The 22080-nt window shown below is 74.2% G+C and carries 15 protein-coding genes; 11 read left to right on the top strand and 4 right to left on the bottom strand.

Translation table 11 applies throughout. The annotated features are described in order from the left end of the window. Positions 1–23 precede the first annotated feature (23 nt). Both AB0E62_RS16375 and AB0E62_RS16370 read right to left on the bottom strand, forming a co-directional pair. Positions 24–797 carry an SDR family oxidoreductase gene (locus AB0E62_RS16375; RefSeq protein WP_362193194.1) on the bottom strand — a complete coding sequence of 258 codons (774 nt, stop codon included), beginning with the start codon at positions 795–797 and terminating at the stop codon, positions 24–26. A 74-nt stretch (positions 798–871) separates the two neighbouring features. Next, positions 872–1540: an MOSC domain-containing protein gene (locus AB0E62_RS16370; protein ID WP_362193191.1), complete on the bottom strand. Its 669-nt coding sequence runs from the start codon at positions 1538–1540 to the stop codon at positions 872–874. Between the two features lie 80 nt (positions 1541–1620). Here AB0E62_RS16370 and AB0E62_RS16365 point away from each other — a divergent pair, with 80 nt between their 5' ends. After that, positions 1621–2520, top strand: a complete 900-nt coding sequence (locus tag AB0E62_RS16365) for a LysR family transcriptional regulator (protein ID WP_362193188.1) — start codon at positions 1621–1623, stop codon at positions 2518–2520. Positions 2521–2699: 179 nt separating this feature from the next. Here the strand turns inward: AB0E62_RS16365 and AB0E62_RS16360 are convergent, their stop codons facing one another. Next, the gene (locus tag AB0E62_RS16360; RefSeq protein ID WP_362193185.1) at positions 2700–3029 is read right to left on the bottom strand and encodes a WhiB family transcriptional regulator; all 330 of its coding nucleotides are present in this window, start codon (positions 3027–3029) and stop codon (positions 2700–2702) included. A gap of 381 nt (positions 3030–3410) precedes the next feature. Here AB0E62_RS16360 and AB0E62_RS16355 point away from each other — a divergent pair, with 381 nt between their 5' ends. The 4 genes from AB0E62_RS16355 to AB0E62_RS16340 all read left to right on the top strand — a co-directional run bounded on the left by AB0E62_RS16355 (position 3411) and on the right by AB0E62_RS16340 (position 8320). Beyond that, on the top strand, positions 3411–4022 hold the full coding sequence (locus AB0E62_RS16355; protein WP_003948568.1) for a response regulator transcription factor: 612 nt from the start codon (positions 3411–3413) through the stop codon (positions 4020–4022). Between the two features lie 777 nt (positions 4023–4799). Then, on the top strand, positions 4800–5387 hold the full coding sequence (locus AB0E62_RS16350; protein ID WP_030601058.1) for a sigma-70 family RNA polymerase sigma factor: 588 nt from the start codon (positions 4800–4802) through the stop codon (positions 5385–5387). Between the two features lie 162 nt (positions 5388–5549). Beyond that, on the top strand, positions 5550–7058 hold the full coding sequence (guaB, locus tag AB0E62_RS16345) for an IMP dehydrogenase (protein WP_362193182.1): 1509 nt from the start codon (positions 5550–5552) through the stop codon (positions 7056–7058). A 137-nt stretch (positions 7059–7195) separates the two neighbouring features. After that, positions 7196–8320, top strand: coding sequence for a GuaB3 family IMP dehydrogenase-related protein (locus AB0E62_RS16340; RefSeq protein ID WP_362193179.1), 1125 nt, complete (start codon positions 7196–7198; stop codon positions 8318–8320). Between the two features lie 556 nt (positions 8321–8876). Here the strand turns inward: AB0E62_RS16340 and AB0E62_RS16335 are convergent. After that, on the bottom strand, positions 8877–10085 hold the full coding sequence (locus AB0E62_RS16335; protein WP_362193176.1) for a nucleotide sugar dehydrogenase: 1209 nt from the start codon (positions 10083–10085) through the stop codon (positions 8877–8879). A 279-nt stretch (positions 10086–10364) separates the two neighbouring features. Between AB0E62_RS16335 and AB0E62_RS16330 the strand changes: the two genes are divergently transcribed. From AB0E62_RS16330 to AB0E62_RS16305, 6 genes are all read left to right on the top strand, one after another. Continuing rightward, entirely contained in the window at positions 10365–12071 is a 1707-nt protein-coding gene (locus tag AB0E62_RS16330; protein ID WP_362193173.1) for a glycerol-3-phosphate dehydrogenase/oxidase, read from the top strand. 392 nt (positions 12072–12463) lie between these two features. Next, on the top strand, positions 12464–14494 hold the full coding sequence (locus AB0E62_RS16325) for a protein kinase (protein ID WP_362193170.1): 2031 nt from the start codon (positions 12464–12466) through the stop codon (positions 14492–14494). 162 nt (positions 14495–14656) lie between these two features. Next, positions 14657–17383 (top strand): protein kinase, encoded by a 2727-nt coding sequence (locus AB0E62_RS16320; RefSeq protein WP_362193167.1) that lies wholly within the window; start codon positions 14657–14659, stop codon positions 17381–17383. Between the two features lie 149 nt (positions 17384–17532). Next, positions 17533–19212 carry a serine/threonine-protein kinase gene (locus AB0E62_RS16315; RefSeq protein WP_362193164.1) on the top strand — a complete coding sequence of 560 codons (1680 nt, stop codon included), beginning with the start codon at positions 17533–17535 and terminating at the stop codon, positions 19210–19212. Positions 19213–19333: 121 nt separating this feature from the next. After that, complete coding sequence (locus AB0E62_RS16310) at positions 19334–21019, top strand: serine/threonine-protein kinase (RefSeq protein WP_362193161.1); 1686 nt, start codon at positions 19334–19336, stop codon at positions 21017–21019. Between the two features lie 48 nt (positions 21020–21067). After that, entirely contained in the window at positions 21068–21946 is an 879-nt protein-coding gene (locus tag AB0E62_RS16305; RefSeq protein WP_362193158.1) for a serine/threonine-protein kinase, read from the top strand. The last annotated feature ends 134 nt before the right edge of the window (positions 21947–22080 follow it).

The following is a 22080-nucleotide window of genomic DNA, read 5'->3' as shown; positions in this document are numbered from 1 at the left end:
CCACCCGCGCGCTCACCGGCCGGTCACTGCGGCCCGTACTTGCGCCCCGTACGGGAGCTGATCCCGCCCAGCAGCGCGCGCGGCGTCACCTTCACCAGCCCCATCAGCGCCTTGTACCGGGGGTCCGGGATGGACAGCGTCCTGCCCCGCGCAAGGTCGGCCAGGGCCGCCGCGACCAGCTTGTCGGCGTCCAGCCACAGCCAGCCGGGGATGTTGTCCGTGCCCATCCCGGCCCGCTGGTGGAACTCGGTGCGCACGAACCCCGGGCACAGCGCCATCAGCCGGACCCCGCTGCCCGCCAGGTCCCGCGCCGCGCCCTGGGTGAACTGCACGACCCACGCCTTCGACGCCCCGTAGGTGCCACGCGGCACGAAGGCGGCCACCGAGGCGACGTTCACCACCCCGCCCCGGCCGCGCTCGCGCATCGCCCCGGCCGCCGCCGACGTCAGCCGCAGCACCGCCTCGCAGTGCACCTTCAGCATCCGCAGCTCGTCCGCCATCGACACGTCCAGATAGCGGCCCTTGTTGCCGAAGCCGGCGTTGTTGATCAGCAGGTCGACCGGGTTCTTCCGGTCACCGAGCCGGCCGGCCACCGCCTCGATGCCCTCGTCCCCGGCGAGGTCGGCGGTCAGCACCTCCACCTCGACGCCGTGCCGGTCGTGCAGTTCCGTCGCCTGTTCGCGCAGCCGCCCGGTGTCCCGGGCCACCAGCACCAGGTCCTGCCCGTCGGCCGCCAGCCGCCGCGCGAACGCGGCACCGATCCCCGCGGTCGATCCCGTAATCAGAGCCGTTGTCATGGCCCAAGGGTAGTGACCCGCGCCGACAGCCCCCGCTGGCCGCGCGAGCCTCGCCCCGCGCGGCCGACGGCCGGTCAGACCCGCAGCCCAGCCACGTACTCGCGGGCCTGCGCCAGCGTCTCCGAGTGCAGTGCCTCGCCCGCCGCGAGCAGCCGGGGCAGCAGCTCGCGCTCGGTGGTCACCGCGCGGAACTGCATCTCCGCCGTCACCCCGTGGTCCGGCCGGTGCACGATCTCCACCGGGTCGCCGGAGCGGATCTCCCCCGGCTCGATCACCCGGAGGTAGGCACCCGTCGCGCCCTTCCGCGTGAACCTCTTGATCCAGCCGCGCTCGCCCATGTGGCCCTGGAACGTGGCGCACGGGATGCGGCCCGCGGTCACCTCCAGCACCACCCGCGCACCGATCCGCCAGCGCTCGCCGACCAGCGCCCCGGAGACGTCCAGGCCCTCCGTCGTCAGGTTCTCGCCGAAGCAGCCGTTGGCCAGCGGCCGGCCGAGTTCCCGCTCCCACGTGTCGAGGTCCTCGCGGGCGTACGCGTACACCGCCTGGTCGTCCCCGCCGTGGTGGCGCGTGTCGCACACCGCGTCCCCGGCCAGTCCGCCGGCGCCGATCCCCTTCGGACCCGGCGCCGCCACCCGCACCGGCCCCTCGGCCGGCTGTTTGTGGATACCGGTCACCCCGTCCGGCTGGCTGGTGTACGGCACGGGCCGCGGGCGGCCCAGATTGACCGAGAGAAGCTTCATCCCAGCACGCTAAGCGATCAGCCCCCAAAGCGTCGAAGGTTATCGGGCGCATCACCCAAAGGTTGTCTTATGCTCGAAGGGTGATCGAGGCCCGTCATCTCCGCGTCCTGCGCGCCGTCGCCACCACCGGCTCCTTCTCGGCGGCCGGGCGCGAACTCGGCTGCACCCAGCCCGCCGTCAGCCAGCAGATGAAGGCCCTGGAGGCCTCGGTCGGCACCCCGCTGCTGGTCCGCAACGGGCGGGAGATGCGCCTCACCCAGGCCGGTGAGGCCCTCGTCCGGCACGCCTCCGGCATCCTCGCCGGGCTCACCGCGGCCGAGGAGGAGGTCGCCGCCATCGCCGGCCTGCGCGCGGGCCGGGTCCGGCTGGTCTCCTTCCCCAGCGGCAGCTCCACGCTCGTCCCGACGGCCCTGGCCGCCCTGCGCGCCGCCCACCCCGGCACCCGGGTCTCCCTGGAGGAGGCCGAGCCCCCGAGGTCCGTGGAACTGCTGCGGGAAGGCGACTGCGACCTCGCCCTGGCCTTCCGCTACGAGGGGGCCGCGGTCGCCGAGGAGTGGGACGACCTCGTGGTACGCCCGCTGCTGACGGACCGCCTGGTCGCCCTGGTGCCCGAGCGGCACCGGCTCGCGCGCGCGGAGACCGTCGCCATCGGCGAACTCGCCCAGGAGCCGTGGATCGCCGGCTGCCCGCGCTGCCGCGGCCAGCTGGTCGAGGTGTGCGAGGGGGCCGGGTTCACCCCGCGCATCGACTTCGCCACCGACGACTACCCGGCCGTGGTCGGTCTGGTCGGCGCCGGTCTCGGCGTCGCCGTACTGCCCCGGCTGGCCGTGGAGTCGGTACGGCCGCGCGGCGTGCGGGCGGTACGGCTGGAACCGGCGGTGCGCCGCGAGATCGTCGCCCTGACCCTGCCCGACCTGGCCCAGGTCCCGGCGGTGGCGGCGACTCTGGAGCACCTGGCCCGGGCAGCCGCTCGCATCTAGGGCCCGGGGGCGCGGGAACGCGCCCGGCGAGAGCGTGCGGGAGCGCGGTCAGCGGCTGGGCGCGCGGCAGCACCGCGCCGATGCCGCGGCCGCGCGCGTGCCCCCTGCGGGCCCCGTGCGGGCCGGGCCGGGCGGAGGGACGCACCCGGTCGGCGGATCCTGCGTACAGAAACGTTCCTTCAGTGATCCCGAGCGGTATCCCCGCCGGGGGTGGAGGCCGTCACCAGCCGGTTGCGCGCCCGCCCCATCAACTCCTCGCGCTCGTCCTCGGTCAGGCCGCCCCAGACGCCGTACGGCTCGCGCACCGCCAGCGCGTGCGCCGCGCACTCCGCGCGGACCGGGCATCTCATGCAGACCTCTTTGGCCGAGTTCTCGCGAGCGCTCCGAGCCGCCCCGCGCTCGCCCTCCGGGTGGAAGAAGAGCGAGCTGTCCACGCCGCGGCAGGCAGCCAGCAGCTGCCAGTCCCACAGGTCCGCGTTCGGTCCGGGAAGGCGGGAGAAATCTGCCATTACGTGACCCCTTGTCGCCGATCTGGGCGGGTACGGTGCCAACGACCGTACATCTCCGGTCTAAGGAGATGAAAATATGACTCATTGCGAATCTAGCCCCGGACACTGCGAAACGGGAAGAAAAGGGGCCGAATGGGTCATAGGTTGTGATGAAAAGTTGAGAGTCCGACGGGCATGTCGGCACCGTGTCGGTCCCCTCACATAGAGTGCCGAAGACGGCACGCGGGCCCGTAACTCTTTCGAGTGACCGTCGTTGAGAGTGCGGAGGCGGTTGAAAGAACAAGCGCTCGGGCAGGCGTCCGAGACGGTCGACCGCACAGGTGACGATTCCGTACCAGCCTGGAGGCTCAAGGTGACGCGCATCAGCTGCGGAGGGCGGTCATGACATCCGTCCTCGTCTGCGACGACTCCCCGCTTGCCCGAGAAGCGCTCCGCCGCGCGGTCGCGACCGTGCCCGGTGTCGAGCGTGTGACGACGGCGGCCAACGGCGAGGAAGTCCTCCGCCGCTGGGGCGCCGACCGCTCCGACCTCATCCTGATGGACGTGCGCATGCCCGGTCTGGGCGGCGTCGAGACCGTGCGCCGGCTGCTTTCCGCCGACCCGGGCGCGCGCATCATCATGCTCACCGTCGCCGAGGACCTGGACGGCGTGGCCCTCGCGGTCGCCGCCGGTGCCCGCGGCTACCTGCACAAGGACGCCTCGCGCGCGGAGTTGCGGGCCACGGTGACGCAGGCGCTCGCCGACCCGACCTGGCGGCTCGCCCCGCGCCGGCTGCGCTCGGCGGAGATGGGCGCGGCGCCCACGCTCACCGCGCGCGAGATCCAGGTGCTGGAGGGCATGAGTCACGGCCGCTCCAACGCCGAGATCGGCCGCGAGCTGTTCCTCTCCGAGGACACGGTCAAGACGCACGCCCGCCGCCTGTTCAAGAAACTGGGCGCCTCGGACCGTGCCCACGCGGTGGCCCTCGGGTTCCGCTGGGGCCTGGTCCGGTAACACTGCGCGGCCGGCACACCGGGTGCCGGGCCGGGCCCGGTGTTCCGGGGAGCGGGCCCGGCCGTGGTGCCCCGACGCCGGTCGGGGCCGGGCGCAGGCCAGTGCCTGACGTCCGGTCCGTCCCGGCATTCCGCGCGTACTGGAACTCCGGGTGTCGCGCCGGATCCGGTGGCGCGGGTGACGGCCCGGACCCGGTACTCCGCCGACGGGTCCGGTACCGGGTCCGGGGTTCCGGACCGCGCCGCACTGGGCTCGGTGCTCCGCCGGTCCCGGGGTGTGCCCAGGGTGCGCGAACCCCTCTCGGTACGGGGCGCCGTCCTCGGTGCCGCGGGAAGTGCCGGGCCTGCCGTGGCCGGTCCCTCGTGCGGGGGCGGGCGGCGTACGCCCGGCGGGATCGTCGTACGGGTGTGAGTGAGGTCCGGCTCCGGTGGCAGCCGCCCGCGCATCCCGCGTCGGCGCGCGGTCCTGCTGTGCGCGCCGGGCGCGCAGGCGTGTGCTCCGGCGCACGTCAGTGCCCCCGACGACGAGTGCGCGCCCGGTCGTCGTACGCTCTGCCGGGCCCCTGGAAGGGTGCGCGCGCGGCGGCCCGCCGGACGCGCGCTGCTCGTTTCGGCGCGGATGCCGCATCCTTGAGATGTGGAGTCTCTCGGGGACGAGTCGGTCGAGCGGAAGGGGAGGGCGCAGGGGATGAGTGCCGGCGCACCTGCTCATAACGCTTCGGTGCACAACCACGAGCACGATGCGACGGACCGCGCGGCCACAGGGCACCATGGACCGATGCGCGACGACGAGGCGGGCACGGCCCCTGGGGCGATCGGTGCGCTCGTGCATCGTGCCGTCGACGGGGACGAGCAGGCCACGCACGATCTGCTCGCCCGGGTCCATCCGCTGGCGCTGCGCTACTGCCGCACCCGGCTGTCCCGGCTCCCGGGTGACGCCCGCCACTTCGTGGAGGACCTCGCCCAGGAGGTCTGCGTGGCGGTGCTGCTCGCGCTGCCGCGCTACCGCGACACCGGCCGGCCCTTCGAGGCGTTCGTCTTCGCCATCGCCTCCCACAAGGTGGCCGACCTCCAGCGCGCGGCCATGCGCCACCCGGGGTCGACGGCGGTGCCGTCCGACGAGATGCCCGAGCGGCCCGACGACTCCCTCGGCCCGGAGGAGCGCGCCCTGCTCAGCAGCGACGCCGAGTGGGCCAAGAAACTGCTGGCCAACCTCCCGGAGAACCAGCGCGAACTGCTTCTGCTGCGCATCGCCGTGGGCTTGACCGCGGAGGAGACGGGGCAGATGTTGGGAATGTCACCCGGCGCGGTCCGCGTGGCCCAGCACCGGGCGCTGAGCCGCCTCAGGGCGCTCGCCGAGCAGTAACCCCCTGGACGGAGCCGTCGTAGCCCCGTCACCGTACCCGCGCACCGAGGGTTTCGTACGAAGATACGAAGCCTGAAGCGAGCCCTTACCGTGGAATTTGCTAGCGACGCTTCCCGTTAGCATGGACATCCGCACCGATCAAGGCCATTTGGGGAAGGTGTCATGACTGCCAACGTCGACGGAGTGCCCGGTAAATTCGCGACACTCGGGCTGACCTACGACGACGTGCTGTTGCTGCCGGGCCCGTCGGACATGGCGCCCGACGAGATCGACACCACCTCGTACGTCTCCCGCAATGTGCGGGTCAACATCCCGCTGCTGTCCGCCGCCATGGACAAGGTGACCGAGTCCCGCATGGCGATCGCGATGGCCCGCCAGGGCGGTGTCGGCGTGCTGCACCGCAACCTGTCCATCGAGGACCAGGCCAACCAGGTCGACCTGGTGAAGCGCTCCGAGTCCGGCATGGTGACCGACCCGATCACCATCCACCCGGAGGCCACGCTCGCCGAGGCCGACGCGCTGTGCGCCAAGTTCCGCATCAGCGGCGTCCCGGTGACCGACGGCGACAAGCGGCTCCTCGGCATCGTCACCAACCGTGACATGGCCTTCGAGAGCGACCGCAGCCGCCGCGTGCACGAGGTCATGACCCCGATGCCGCTGGTCACCGGCAAGGTCGGCATCTCCGGCCCGGAGGCCATGGAGCTGCTGCGCAAGCACAAGATCGAGAAGCTGCCGCTGGTCGACGACGCGGGCATCCTCAAGGGTCTGATCACCGTCAAGGACTTCGTCAAGGCGGAGCAGTACCCGAACGCCGCCAAGGACGCCGAGGGCCGCCTGCTGGTCGGCGCGGCGGTCGGCGTGGCCGGCGACGCCTTCGAGCGCGCCCAGGCGCTGATCGAGGCGGGCGTCGACTTCATCGTCGTGGACACCGCGCACGGCCACTCCCGGCTGGTCGGCGACATGATCGCCAAGATCAAGTCGAACTCCTCCGGCGTCGACGTCATCGGCGGCAACGTCGCCACCCGCGACGGCGCCCAGGCCCTGGTCGACGCGGGCGCCGACGGCATCAAGGTCGGTGTCGGCCCCGGTTCCATCTGCACCACCCGCGTCGTGGCCGGTGTCGGCGTCCCGCAGGTCACCGCGATCTACGAGGCCGCGCTCGCCGCCAAGGACGCCGGTGTCCCGGTGATCGGCGACGGCGGCCTGCAGTACTCCGGCGACATCGCCAAGGCCCTGGTCGCGGGCGCCGACACGGTGATGCTCGGCTCGCTGCTCGCGGGCTGCGAGGAGTCCCCGGGCGAGCTGCTGTTCATCAACGGCAAGCAGTTCAAGTCGTACCGCGGCATGGGCTCCCTCGGTGCCATGCAGACCCGCGGCGACCGCAGGTCGTTCTCCAAGGACCGCTATTTCCAGGAGGGTGTCGCCTCCGACGAGCAGCTGATCCCCGAGGGCATCGAGGGCCAGGTGCCCTACCGCGGCCCGCTGTCCTCGGTCGTCCACCAGCTGGTCGGCGGCCTGCGCCAGTCGATGTTCTACGTCGGCGGCCGGACCGTGCCCGAGCTCCAGGCGAACGGCCGGTTCGTGCGGATCACCTCGGCGGGCCTGAAGGAGAGCCACCCGCACGACATCCAGATGACGGTCGAGGCACCGAACTACAGCGGCAAGAAGTGACGCGCGCGCACGCGTGAGGCTCATCGAGGGCGGTTCCGGAGGACTCCGGGGCCGCCCTCGCCGTGCGGGTGGGGGCCGCTGTCGCAGCCGTCGGCGATACTGGAAGACGCTGAAACGCATCAGGGAAAGGCCAAGACGTGACTGAGATCGAGATCGGGCGCGGCAAGCGCGGCCGCCGGGCGTACGCCTTCGACGACATCGCCGTCGTCCCCAGCCGCCGTACGCGGGACCCGAAGGAGGTCTCGATCGCCTGGCAGATCGACGCCTACCGCTTCGAGCTGCCGTTCCTGGCCGCCCCCATGGACTCCGTGGTCTCCCCGGCCACCGCGATCCGCATCGGCGAGCTGGGCGGCCTCGGCGTGCTGAACCTCGAGGGCCTGTGGACCCGGTACGAGGACCCGCAGCCGCTGCTGGACGAGATCGCCGAGCTGCCCGCCGAGCAGGCGACCCGCCGCCTCCAGGAGATCTACGCGGCGCCGATCAAGGAGGAGCTGATCGGCGCCCGCATCAAGGAGGTGCGCGACGCCGGTGTGGTCACCGCCGCCGCGCTCTCCCCGCAGCGCACCGCCCAGTTCTCCAAGGCGGTCGTGGACGCGGGTGTGGACATCTTCGTGATCCGGGGCACCACGGTGTCGGCGGAGCACGTGTCGTCCGCGCACGAGCCGCTGAACCTCAAGCAGTTCATCTACGAGCTGGACGTGCCGGTGATCGTCGGCGGCTGCGCCACGTACACCGCCGCGCTGCACCTGATGCGCACCGGCGCGGCCGGCGTGCTGGTCGGCTTCGGCGGCGGCGCCGCGCACACCACGCGCAACGTCCTCGGCATCCAGGTCCCGATGGCGACGGCCGTCGCCGACGTGGCCGCGGCCCGCCGGGACTACATGGACGAGTCCGGCGGCCGGTACGTGCACGTGATCGCGGACGGCGGTGTCGGCTGGTCCGGTGACCTGCCCAAGGCGATCGCCTGCGGCGCCGACGCCGTCATGATGGGCTCCCCGCTGGCCCGTGCCACGGACGCGCCCGGCAAGGGCCACCACTGGGGCATGGAGGCGGTCAACGAGGAGCTGCCCCGCGGCAAGAAGGTGGGCCTCGGCACGGTCGGCACCATCGAGGAGATCCTCACCGGTCCGTCCCACACCCCGGACGGCTCGATGAACTTCTTCGGCGCCCTGCGCCGCGCCATGGCCACCACCGGCTACAGCGAGCTGAAGGAGTTCCAGCGGGTCGAGGTGACGGTGGCGGACAGCCAGCACCGGCGGTAGTCACCGGGCGGTCCCCGCGACGCCCTGAGGGCCGGTCGTTCCTGGTGGACGGCCGGCCCTTTCGCATGCCCGGGACGCTCTGCCCGGGGGCGCACTGCGTGAAAGGGGGCGCACGGTTGTGTTCGGGGCGAATGTGGGCCGAACGGGCGTAGGCGGGCCGGTAATGTCCGTGACCGGCGACCCGGGCTCTCTGGGCCGCCCCCTTCCAAGGATCTGGACCGGGCTCCCGCCCTCGGGGCCCGGCCCGAATTCCAGACGGACCGCCTACCGGGCCAATGGGCGGCATCGTGGAAGGGGGCGCCCATGGGACGCCACCGCAAGCCCGACCGCTGGGACCGCACTCGCCTTCGGCTGGTGAAGTTCCGGAGGAGGTGGATCTTGCGGATCTTCGGATGGTGAGCGGCCACCCCCATGAGAACTAGGGGTGGACACTCCGTGATCCATCCAGGAGCCTGCCGCAGTGGCCGCTGCGGTGGGCTCCGTCTGTGCCCAAGGTACCGGCGGGGAATTTCCGACGCCACCAGTCCGAGGCCCCCACACCTCCGCGCGCCCCCCTTCACAACCGGTGCGCCGCCCCCGTGGGTGTGGCTCCCCGGGTGTCGAGCAGGAGCTGGGCCTTCACCGACAGGCCCTGCAAGTCGTACGTGCGGTGGTGCTGGAGCAGGATCGTGAGGTCGGCGTCGGCGGCGGCCTCGTAGAGGGAGTCGGCGCGCGGGACCGGGCGGTCCAGGACGTTCCAGGCGGGCACGTACGGGTCGTGGTAGCTCACGGACGCGCCGAACTCCATCAGCCGGACGGCGATCTCGCGCGCGGGCGTGCCCTGGAGGTCGGCGAGGTCGGGCTTGTAGGTGACGCCGAGCAGCAGGACCCGGGCCCCGCGCGCGGACTTGCCGTGCTCGTTCAGGAGCGTGGCGGCGCGCTGGACGACGTACCGGGGCATCCGGCTGTTGACCTGCTGGGCCAGCTCGACCATGCGCAGCGTGCGGGTCGCGTGCCCGGTCAGGTCCTGTGCGGCGCCGTGCCCGCCGACGCCGGGGCCCGGCCGGAACGCCTGGAAGCCGAAGGGCTTGGTCTCCGCGCACCGGATGACGTCCCACAGGTCCACGCCCAGCTCGTGGCAGAGCACGGCCATCTCGTTGACCAGCGCGATGTTCACGTGCCGGTAGTTGGTCTCCAGCAACTGCACGGTCTCCGCCTCGCGCAGCCCGCGCGCGCGGACCACCTTGTCGGTGAGCCGGCCGTAGAACGCGGCGGCGGACTCGGTGCAGGCGGGGGTGAGGCCGCCGATGACCCGCGGGGTGCAGGCGGGCGTGTGGGCCCGGCTGCCGGGGTCCACGCGGCTGGGGGAGTAGGCGAGGTGGAAGTCGCGGCCGGCCCGCAGGCCCGAGCCGTCCTCCAGCAGCGGGCGCAGGAACTCCTCCGTGGTGCCGGGCAGCACGGGTGACTCCAGGATGACCGTGGTGTGCGGGCGCAGGTGCGCGGCCAGGGTGCGGGCGGCGGCCTCGACCTGGCCGAGGTCGAGGCCGCCGTCGGCGCCGCGCGGGGTGGGCGCGCAGATCACCGCGGTGCGCACCCGGCCGAGCTGGGCCGGGTCGGTGGCGAGACGGAAGCCCGCGGAGTGCATCCGGCGCAGCTCGGCGGCGCTGAGCGGGCCCGTCTCGGGGCCGGTGGAGTAGCCGGCGGTGCGGACGCCGACGGCGACGGCGGCCTGGGCGAGCGGCAGTCCGTAGGGGCCGAGTCCGATGACGGCGAGGTCTGCGGGCATGCGTGGGCCGTCCTTCCCAGTAGCCGAAGCGGAACAGGTGCGCAACCGCTGTGGACAGCATGAGCGCGCGCACTCACAGACTAGGTACACATATGACCGTTATGTGTGATTGTGTTTGTGTGTCTTCCGATGGTTGTGCGCGAGTTATCCACAGGTGGGAAGTCCGTGGTGGCTGAAGCGGCGCATCGCGGTCATCATTTGGGCATGAGGAGGGCATGACGGGGCTACGCCCACCGGGTGCGGCCGACGCGAGCGAGTCAGCGACAGCGGGAGGCAGCGGTGAGGACAGCGACACTGGGGCCGGCGCAGCGTGCCGAGGCACTGGCGGCGATGGCGGAACGCGAGCTGGACGTACTGGTGGTCGGCGGTGGAGTGGTCGGCGCCGGCACCGCGCTGGACGCGGTGACCCGCGGTCTGTCCACGGGCCTGGTCGAGGCCCGGGACTGGGCGTCCGGCACCTCCAGCCGGTCCAGCAAGCTCATCCACGGCGGCCTGCGCTATCTGGAGATGCTCGACTTCGCCCTGGTCCGCGAGGCACTCAAGGAACGCGGCCTGCTGCTGGAACGCCTCGCCCCGCACCTGGTCAAACCGGTGCCGTTCCTCTACCCGCTCCAGCACAAGGGCTGGGAGCGGCTGTACGCGGGCTCGGGCGTCGCGCTGTACGACGCGATGTCGATGGCCCGCGGCCACGGCCGGGGGCTGCCGACGCACCGCCACCTGACCCGCCGTCACGCCCTGCGCGTCGCCCCCTGCCTGAAGAAGGACGCCCTCGTCGGCGCCCTCCAGTACTACGACGCCCAGATGGACGACGCCCGCTTCGTGGCCACCCTGGTGCGCACGGCGGCGTCGTACGGCGCGAAGGCGGCCAACCGCGCGCGCGTGACCGGGTTCCTGCGCGAGGGCGAGCGGGTCGTCGGCGCCCGGGTGCGGGACGTCGAGGGCGGCGGGGAGTACGAGATCCGCGCCCAGCAGGTCGTCAACGCCACCGGCGTGTGGACCGACGACACCCAGGCCATGGTGGGCGAGCGCGGCCAGTTCCACGTCCGCGCCTCCAAGGGCATCCACCTCGTCGTGCCGAAGGACCGCGTCCACTCCACCACCGGTCTGATCCTGCGCACCGAGAAGTCCGTCCTGTTCGTCATTCCCTGGGGCCGGCACTGGATCATCGGCACCACCGACACCGACTGGGACCTGGACAAGGCCCACCCCGCCGCGTCCAGTGCCGACATCGACTACCTGCTGGAACACGTCAATTCGGTACTGGCCGTGCCGCTCGGCCGCGACGACGTGCAGGGGGTGTACGCCGGGCTGCGCCCGCTGCTGGCCGGCGAGTCCGACGCCACCAGCAAGCTGTCGCGCGAGCACACGGTCGCCCATCCGGCGCCGGGCCTGGTGGTCGTGGCGGGCGGCAAGTACACGACGTACCGGGTGATGGCCAAGGACGCCGTCGACGAGGCGGTGCACGGCCTGGACATGCGCGTCGCCGACTGCGTCACCGAGGAGACCCCGCTGCTCGGCGCGGAGGGCTACCAGGCCCTGTGGAACGCGCGGGCGCGGATCGCCGCCCGCACCGGACTGCACGTGGTCCGCGTGGAACACCTGCTGAACCGCTACGGCTCGCTGGCCGAGGAGGTCCTGGAGCTGATCGCCGCCGACCCCGGACTCGGCGAACCGCTGGGCGCCGCCGACGACTATCTGCGCGCCGAGGTGGTGTACGCCGCCTCGCACGAGGGCGCCCGGCACCTGGACGACGTCCTCACCCGCCGCACCCGCATCTCCATCGAGACCTTCGACCGCGGCACCCGCAGCGCCCGGGAGGCGGCCGAGCTGATGGCACCGGTCCTCGGCTGGGACGCGGACCAGATAGCGCGCGAGGTGGAGCACTACGAGAAGCGGGTGGAGGCCGAGCGCGAGTCCCAGCTCCAGCCGGACGACCAGACGGCGGACGCGGCCCGGCTGGGCGCGCCGGACATCGTGCCGCTGTAGGCCGCCGCGGATCCAGGGCCCTGCGGGTTCGCCGGCTCCGTGGTTCCCGGCCCGCGGCGGTGGCGGGGCACGGCCGGCGTTCACTCGAACGAGTGGGCGATTTCGGGATCTTCGCCGGAACCCCGGGCGTTCTACCGGGTGGATGGCGGAATTCGACGGTGACAGGGGGTGGCCGGGGGCGGGGCGCGGGGGTGTGGGCAGGGCTCTCTGGAGGGGTGGTGTGCCGGTTCCTCCCCTCTTACGACCCATCATCCCGGTAAGCGGAACACCCGCTTCAAGAGGGGGCGCGGAGACGGGAGGGCGGGGTGCGGCCAGGGGCACCCTGGGCGTCGGGCACTTGCCGGGTGAGAGACAATGGAGGCTCTGTCAGGGCGGGTTGTATGAGGGGACGCATGTCGGAGGCGGAGCGGGCGGGTACATCTCGTCAGGAGACTCGTCAGGACAAGAGCGAGCGGCGTCTCCTCGCCGGGCGGTACCGGCTGGGGGATGTGCTGGGCCGGGGCGGTATGGGCACGGTCTGGCGCGCCGAGGACGAGACCCTCGGCCGGACGGTCGCCGTCAAGGAACTGCGGTTCCCGTCGAACATCGACGACGAGGAGAAGCGGCGCCTGATCACGCGCACCCTGCGCGAGGCCAAGGCGATCGCCCGGATCCGCAACAACAGCGCGGTGACGGTCTTCGACGTGGTCGACGAGGACGACCGGCCCTGGATCGTCATGGAGCTGGTCGAGGGCAAGTCCCTGGCCGAGGTCATCCGCGAGGACGGGCTGCTGAAGCCGAGGCGCGCCGCCGAGGTGGGGCTCGCCATCCTGGACGTGCTGCGCTCCGCGCACCGCGAGGGCATCCTGCACCGGGACGTGAAGCCGTCCAACGTGCTCATCGCCGAGGACGGCCGGGTCGTGCTCACCGACTTCGGCATCGCGCAGGTCGAGGGCGACCCGTCCATCACCTCCACCGGCATGCTCGTCGGCGCCCCGTCCTACATCTCCCCGGAGCGGGCCCGCGGCCACAAGCCCGGACCGGCGGCCGACCTGTGGTCGCTCGGCGGTCTGCTCTACGCGGCGGTCGAGGGCACGCCGCCCTACGACAAGGGCTCGGCGATCGCCACGCTCACCGCGGTGATGACCGAGCCGCTGGAGGAGCCCAAGAACGCCGGCCCGCTGCGGGACGTCATCTACGGCCTGCTGACCAAGGACCCGGCCAAGCGGCTCGACGACGCCGGGGCCCGGGCCATGCTCAACGCGGTGATCCACGCGCCCGAGCCGGAGCCGATGGACGCCACCCGGGTGGTCCCGCTGCCCGTCCAGCCCGGCGGGCCGGAGAGCAGGCGCGGCGAGGAGGCCGGGGAGAAGCTGCGCGGCGCGCTGCGCTCGGTGCGCAAGGCGGCGGGGGCGGCGGCCACGGGCACCGCGCCCGCGCGGACCCGGGGCGGGAGCGCGCCGTCCGCGCCGGGTGCGCCCGGTGCGCTGCCGGGCGCCGGAAGTGCCGTCACCGGCGGGGCGCGGCTCGGTGCCGGCGGTTCCGTCAACGGGACGCGGACCGGTGCCGTGGGCGGGCCGGGAAGCGTCGCCGGGCCGAACTCCAGCACGAACAAGCCGGCTTCCGGCTGGCCCGTGGTGCCGCCGCCGGACCTGGACCTGCCGCCGCGGCCGGTGCCGAGGGCGCCGCTCACCGACGTGGTGCCCAGACGCACGCTGGTGGTCATCGTCGCCGTGGTCGTGCTCGCGGTGCTCGGGACCGTGCTGGCCTTCGCCTTCAGCGGCGACGACGGCAAGGACAGCGGGGCCGAGTCCGCCGCCGGCGCCCGCCCGACCGCCGAGCGGACCAAGGACACGGCCGGGGAGTCGGGCAGCGCGCCCCGGACGGACGGCGCGAGTTCGGCGGCCACCGCCACCGGTTCCGCCACGGACACCGGGGCGAGCCCGGCCGCCGGCGACTCGGACGGCTCCGGTGAATCCGCCGCGCCCGCCGGCGAGGAGGGCGGGAGCGCACCGGTCGAGAGCACCCGCAAGGGCGGCCAGGGCTACTCGATCGGCCTGCCCAAGGGGTGGAAGTACCGGACCACCGGTGCCGCCGGGGACCGCTACACCGGTCCCCGGGGGCAGAAGCTGCTCGTCGCCTGGACCGGCACGCCCAAGGACGACCCGGTGGCGGACTGGCGGAACCAGGAGCGGTACATGGTGCGCTCCCAGTACCACAAGATCCGCATAGAGAAGGTGGGTTACCGCGGCTGGAACACGGCCGACTGGGAGTTCACCTATGTCGACGACGGCACCGAGTTCCGCACCGTCGACCGGGGTTTCGTGGTGAACGACCACCTCGGTTACGCGCTGATGTACACCGCGCGGGACGCCGACTGGCACGGCGACCTGCGCAAGGACACCTGGAAGACGCTGACGAAGTCCTTCGCACCCAAGTCGTAGACACCGCCCGCCGGTTTGGTGCCTGAGAATCCGTCATCCGCACGGTGCGGGTTGCCTCCGGCACGTATCGTGAAGGGTCGCGGACCGTACGCGGCCGCATGCGTGTGCGAGACGGTCGTGGGACGGACGGACATGACCAGCCGGGCGGCCGAGGGAGGCACAGTGGACGACTACGCGGGTCGGGTGCTCGCCGGCCGCTACCGCCTGCCGCTGCCGCCGTCCGACGCCTACGAATTCACCGAGAGCCGCGCCTTCGACACCTACAGCGGCCAGGAAGTCCTCGTCCGGCAGGTGCCGTTGCCGGAGGTCGTCGAGGCCGAGGTGCTGGACGCCGAGGGACTGCCCGAGGGGTTCACCGCCCGCGAGCGTCCGCCGCGGCGGACGGCGGAGGCCGGGGCCGCCACCCGGCGGCCCGCCGACCCCGCGGTGCGGCGCGCCGTCGAGGCCGCGCAGGCCGCGGCCCAGGTCCCCGACCACCCGCGCCTCGACCAGGTCTTCGACGTGTTCGCCGAGGGCGGGTCCCTGTGGATCGTCAGCGAGCTGGTGGCCGCGCGCCCGCTGGCCGCCCTGCTCACCGAGCGGCCGCTGACGCCGTACCGGGCGGCCGAGGTCGCCTCCGACGTGCTCATGGCGCTCCGGGTGCTGCACGCCCACGGCTGGGTGCACCGCAACATCACCCTCCGCACGGTCCTGGTCTGCGAGGACGGCCGTGTGGTGCTGACCGGTCTCGCGGCCGGCGCGGCGGAGGAGGCGCTCTGCGGGTACGACCCGGTGCCGGCCCCCGAGGACACGCCAGAGGAGATGCCAGGGGGCGAGGGCTCCAGGGAGGCCCTCGGCGCCGGCCCGGCCGGGGACCCGGGACGGCCGGGGGCGGACGCGGACCGCAGCGGGGACCTGGCCGGCTCCTCCGGTCCCGGCGGTGCGGCGGACGGCGTGCCGGGAGCCGACCCGGACGCCGACCCGGAGGCCGTGCGGCGGGCCGCCATCCGGGCACGGGCGGCCGGAGCGCTGCCGGCGCCCGGTGACGACGGGATGCCCGGCGCGGCGGGGCAGCCGGCTCTGGACACCGGTGCCGATGTCCGGGCGGCGCGGGCCGGGGCCATCGCCGCGTACCGGGCGGGCGCCCGGGCCGCCGCCCGGGTGCACGAGGCGGAGCACAGCCCGCGTCCCGCCCTGCCCGGCGCCCGCCCGCCGGCCGGCGCCGACCGGGCCGACGGCCCGGCGGAGCCGTCGTACCCCTCGGACCCGGGCAGCGCGGTACCGCCCGGCCGGATAGCCGATCCGTACGGCGTGCGCGGCACCCCCTGGCACGGCGCCGCCCCACGCCCCGGTTCCGCCGACCCACGCCAGGCCCTGAGCGGTGGTACGGCCCAGGCTCCGGACGGCGGCCCCCAGGCCCTCGACGGCGGCACCCGGCGGTTGGGCCTGCCCCCGGCGCAGTCGCGGCCCGGCCGTGTCCCGCCCCAGGGGCACGACCGGCGGCACCCACCGGCCGACGGCCCCGGCACCCCCGGGTCCGGTCCCGGCACCGGCCGCCCCTCCGGCCCGTACGACCGCCCGGAGTCCGGACTCGCCCCCGGGCTCGGGCCTGTTCGCCCGCAGGGCCCGGGCGCCGTCCCGGCCTCCGGCTGGGACACTCCCGGCGCCCTGCGCCGAGGCCCCGGCAGCGCGCTCGCCGCCGAGCGGGCCCGGCAGGTGCGGATGGCCGTGGTGGGGCCGGTGACCGAGCGGTGGGCGCCGGAGCAGGCCGGGCCCGTGCACGAGAACTGGCAGCTGGCGGCGCCGATCGGCCCCTCCACCGACCTGTGGGCGCTGGGCGCGCTGCTGTTCCGGGCCGTGCAGGGACACGCGCCGTACCCGGAGGAGTCCACGGCCGAGCTGGTGCAGCTGGTGTGCGCCGAGCCGCCCGCGTACGCGGAGGAGTGCGGGCCGCTGCGCCCGGTCGTGGAGTCGCTGCTGCGCCAGGACCCCACCGAGCGGCCGGACGTGGAGGAGCTGAGCGGCTGGCTGCGGTCCCTGGTGCGGTCCGCGCCGGAGCCGGAGGCCGGTACCCGGGTCGTCCGCGTGCCGCCCGCCGACCCGAGCCGGCTGCCGATCGTGCGGCGCCGGGGCGAGCTGGTGCGCCGTCGCCGCCGCGCGGGCGAGGTCGTGGCCCCTCCGCACGGACGGCACAAGCGGGCCTCCGAGGGTGCGCGTTCGCCGCGCAGCCTCGGCCGGACCCTGCTCCTGCTGATACTGCTCCTGCTGGCGGGCGGGGTCGCCTACGCGATGTTCCTCATGCCCGAGCGGGAGACCGGCGGGGACCGCACCGGCAGCGCCGGGCGGACGAGCCCGCTGCCCGCGCACACCCGGCAGCCCGCCGACGGGCGGAGCGCGCCGGCCGGCGGCACCTCCGCGCCCGCGACCGAGACCCAGACCGGCGGGGACCCCTCCGTGCCCGACGGGTTCACCCTGCGCAAGGATCCCGACGGCTTCCGGATCGCCGTCGCCGAGGGCTGGGACCGCACCCCGAGGAACGGCAGCGGCCAAGTGGTCTACGCCCACGGGAACTTCGAGCTGGTCGTCGTACCGGGCCGGGACGGGGCGTCCGCCTACGGCAGCGATCCGATGGCCTACCAGCGGGACAAGGAGCGGGAGCTCCAGCCGTACCGCGACTCCAGCTGGTCCACGGCGAGCGGTCTGCGGACCACCGAGGTGGGCGGACGGACCATGGCCGAGGGGCAGTTCACCTGGACCGACGGGCAGGGGCGGGACCGGTTCGTGCGGAACATGGCGCTGTTGCTGAACGGCCGTTACCACATCGTGCAGGTGCGCGGTCCGGAGGGCGAGCGGGACGCGGTGACCCGGCTGTACGAGCAGGCCGTGGCGACGTATCGCTACACGGGCTGAGCAGCGCGTGCTCGGGGGCTCCGGTTCCCCGTCCGCGGGGGAACGACCATCGTCACAGTGCGGTCACCGGTGTACCCCGCTGGTTCCCTGGGTGGGGGCCGGTCCTTAGTCTGGCCCTGTCAAGAGCATTGCGGGGCAACGTGAATCAGATGCAGGGCCTGCTCATAGCAGGCCGCTACCGGCTCGCCGAGTCCATCGGCAGGGGCGGGATGGGCCGGGTGTGGCGCGCCCACGACGAGGTGCTGCACCGGATGGTCGCCGTCAAGGAGCTGACCGCCGCGCTCTACGCCTCCGGTGGCGACCGGGCCGTGCTGCTCGCCCGTACCCGCGCCGAGGCGCGGGCCGCCGCGCGCATCAACCACTCCGCCGTCGTCACCGTGCACGACGTCCTCGAACACGACGGCCGGCCGTGGATCGTGATGGAGCTGGTCGAGGGCGAGTCGCTGGCCGACCTGGTCAAGGAACAGGGCCGCGTGGAGCCGGCGGAGGCCGCGCGGATCGGACTGTGGGTGCTGCGGGCGCTGCGCGCGGCGCACACCGCCGGTGTGCTGCACCGGGACGTCAAGCCCGGCAACGTCCTGCTCGGCAGGGACCGCCGGGTGCTGCTCACGGACTTCGGCATCGCCCAGATAGAGGGCGACTCCACCATCACCCGCACCGGGGAGGTCGTCGGCTCCGTCGACTACCTGGCCCCCGAGCGGGTGCGCGGCCACGACCCCGGCCCGGCCTCCGACCTGTGGGCGCTCGGCGCCACGCTGTACACGGCGGTCGAGGGACGCTCGCCGTTCCGGCGGACCTCGCCGCTGAGCACCATGCAGGCGATCGTCGAGGAGGACACGGCCGAGCCGCGCCACGCCGGCCCGCTCGAACCGGTCATCGCCGCGCTGCTGCACAAGGACCCGGCCGGACGGCCGAGCGTCGCGGCGGCGGAGCAGATGCTCGCCGAGGCGGCGGAGGGGCGCAGACCGCGCGCCGCGCAGGAGTTCCTGCCGACCCGGGGCGCGGGCGTGCCCACCCCCGGGACGGCCGGCGGGGGCACGGGCACGGCCGCTCACCCGGCCGGGCCCGGCGGGAGCCTCCCCGGAGCCCCGGCGGGCGCGGCCGGTTCCCTCACCGGACCGACGGCCGTGGCGCCCGTACCGCCCGGTCCGGCGGGTGTGTCTACCCCGGCCCGGCCCCGCCGCCGGCTGCGCACCCTCGCGCTCGTCGTCACCCTCGCGGCCGTGCTCGGCGCCGGCGCCGCGGTGGCCGTCCAGAAGTGGAGCACCACCGAGGGGGGCGGCGGGGCGCACGGCGGCCCGGCCACGCCCTCGCCCGCCGCGAGCGGCAGCGCCACGCCCGGCGCCGACGGCACGATCCCGGCCTCCTGGCGCCGGTACGACGACGAGTGGGGCTTCAGCCTGTATCTGCCCGAGGGCTGGTCGCGGAGGGTCGTCGGGGTGTCCGGTGACCTCCGGCAGGTCGACTACACGCCCGACGACGGCGAGCACTTCGTCCGCATCGCCATCGACACCTCGCCCGACTTCAAGGACGCCTACTCCCACCAGCTCGACCTGGACGGCCAGCTCGCCCGGCGGCTGGTCGACTACCAACGGGTCCGGCTGGAGAAGAACGTCTACCGCGATCTGGGCGGCTCCGTCTGGGAGTACACCTGGACCGCGCTCGCGAAGGACATCGCATTCCCGGGCCCGCGGCGCGCCGTGGAGGAGACGTACATCGCGCGCGACGGCACCGAGTACGTGATCTACATGTCCTCGCCCGCCGCGGACTGGGACCAGGCCCGCACGCGGTTCAAGGCGGTGCTCCAGGGCTGGCAGGAGCCGCGCTGAGCCCGCCGCCGCCGACTGCGCCCCCCGCGCCGGGAACGGCTGTCCGACCGGTGAACCGCCTGCCCGCGGACCACGACCGGATTTCGAGGACGCGGGCGCCCGCTGCGGCATGATGGGGCGCATGGGGACCGAGGGAGCCGGATTCCGGCTGATCGCGGGCCGTTACCGCCTGGAGGAACGCGTCGGGCGCGGCGGCATGGGCGTCGTGTGGCGGGCGCGCGACCAGGTGCTGGGCCGTCAGGTGGCGGTCAAGGAGTTCCTGCCCGACGACTCGCTCCCGGACGACGACGCGCGCCGCCGCCGCGACCGCACCTTCCGCGAGGCCCGCGCGGTCTGCCAGCTGCGGCACCCGCACATCATCGTCGTGCACGACGTGGTGGAGCACGACGGCCGGCCGTACCTCGTGATGGAGCTGGTCGACGGTCCCTCGCTCGCCGAACGGATCGCCCGGGACGGCCCGGTCGACGCCGCCGAGGCCGCGCGGATCGGCATCGCCCTGCTGAGCGCCGTGCACACCGCGCACGAGGCGGGCGTGCTGCACCGGGACATCAAGCCCGCGAACGTCCTGATCGAGTCCGGCACCGACCGGGTCGTCCTCACGGACTTCGGCATCGCCCAGGTCGAGGGCGCCACCACGCTCACCGAGACCGGCGCCTTCGTGGGCTCGCCGGAGTACACCGCGCCCGAGCGGATGTCCGGGCTGCGCACCGGGCCGGAGTCCGACCTGTGGTCGCTGGGCGCGCTGCTGTGCACGGTGCTCAGCGGCGAATCGCCGTTCCGGCGCGACTCGCTGGGCGGCATCCTGCACGCCGTCGTCTCCGCCGAGATCCGCCCGCCGGCCCAGGCCGAGCCGCTGCTGCCCGTCGTCCTCGGGCTGCTGGAGCGCGACCCCGACCGGCGGCTGGGCGCGGCGGACGCCGAGCGGATGCTGCGGGCGTACCTGGAGACCGGCCGGACACCGGCCGCGCCGGGCGGCCACGGTACGGCGGGAGCGCACGGCGTGGGGCGACTGCACCGGATCGGCGGCGGCCGGACGCACAAGGTCCCGGTGGCCCACTCGCCGACCCCGCCGGACCTGCCGCACGGCGGGCCGCCGCCCGGCCCGGGCCGGCCGACGGCACAGCCGCCCCCGGCCCGGCCGGCCCCGCGCGGGGTCCTGGTGGCCGCGCTGCTGGTGGCCGCGCTGGCCGGGGCGGGCGTGACGGCCGCCGCGCTGCTGCTGCACCAGGGAGGCGACGCGGGCGGCGGCACCCCGGGCGGCACGGCCACCACCCCGGCGACCGGCACCGGCACGGGTACGGCGCCCGTCCCGACGGCGCCCCGGACACCGGTCACTCCCTCACCCGGCACCGGCACGCACACCGCCCCCTCCGGTTACCGCACGGCCCACGACCCGGCCGGCTTCTCCCTCGCCGTCCCGGAGGACTTCACCCGCAGCCCGCACGGCGAACGCGTCTTCTACCTCTCGCCCGGACAGACCTTCCGCCTGGGCGTCAAGATCACCGGCCCGCGACCCGGCGGCCCCCGGGGCGTGCTGGAGCGCTCCGCCGCCGCCGGACCCGAGAACAACCCCGGCTACCACGACGGCCGGGTCACCCCCACCACGCACGCCGGACACCCGGCCGCCTTCTGGGAGTTCACCTGGAACGGCTTCAGCGCGGCGGAGGGCCCGCGCCACACCTACGACCTGTGCTGGGAGCAGAACGGCAGGCTGTACGACGTGTGGGTGTCGGCGCCGGTCGGCAAGGTGCGCGAGGCACGGGAGTACTTCGACGTGGCCGTGGACACCTTCTCGGCCGGCGGGTGAGGGCCGCCCGCTTCGACAGCGGCGCGCCGCGCACGGTACTGATGGGACATGACCGAAGACGGCGCACATCCGCCCGACGCACGTCTGATCGGCGGCCGTTACCGGCTGACCGGACGCCTCGGCACCGGCCCGGCCGGCACCGTCTGGCGGGCCCTGGACGAACAGCGGGGGACGCCGGTCGCGCTCAAGGAGCCGCTGCTGCCCGGCGATCCGGTCACCGACGAGGAGAGCCGGCGCCTCGCCCGCCGGCTCCGTCACGAGGCCCGCGCCGCCACCCGGGTGCGCCACCCCTCGGCCGTGACGGTGTACGACGTGGTCACCGAGGCCGGAACCCCGTGGATCGTCATGGAGCTGGTGGCGGGGGAGTCGCTGCGCGAGGTGCTGGGGCGCGGACCGCTGCCGCCCGCCGAGGCCGCGCGGATCGGGCTCGCCGTGCTCGGCGCGCTGCGCGCCGCCCACGCCGTCGGCATCGTGCACCGGGACGTCAAACCGGCCAATGTGCTGCTGGAGTCCGGTACCGGGCGCGTCGTCCTCACCGACTTCGGCATCGGCGACGGGCCCGCCGGGGACGCGCCGGCCGGCTTCGTGGCCCCCGAACGGGCGGCCGGGCCCGGTGCCGGACCGGCCTGCGACCTGTGGTCCCTCGGCGCGCTGCTGCGCACCGCCGTGGGGGACACGGACCCCGGGCCGCTGGGTCCGCTGCTGGACCGGCTGCACGCCGAGGAACCGGCGGCCCGCCCGGACGCGGCGCGGACCGAGGCCGCGCTCCGCGACTGCGCGGGCCTCACCGCCGTACCGGAACCGCAACCGGAACCGGTGCCGGTGTCCACGTCCATGCCGGCTCCGGCGCCGGAGCCCCGGGCCCCGGAACCCGGACCCGCCGCCCGCCGCACCCCCCTGCGCCTCCTCGCCCCGCGCTGCCGGTGAAAAAACCCGGAGCCGACTGACCGCCACCCCGTCAACGCCCTGATCAGCGCGTTCGCTGCCAGTGATCACTGGCGGGATGTGAGCGGTCGGTGAATCCGCGTTACCGACGGGTACACAAAGGGGCCGCCGCGGCA

This window comes from Streptomyces sp. NPDC038707, assembly GCF_040636485.1.
Classification (GTDB): domain Bacteria; phylum Actinomycetota; class Actinomycetes; order Streptomycetales; family Streptomycetaceae; genus Streptomyces.
Note: the sequence above shows the minus strand (reverse complement) of the source record. Positions and strands in the feature narration are given on the sequence as shown.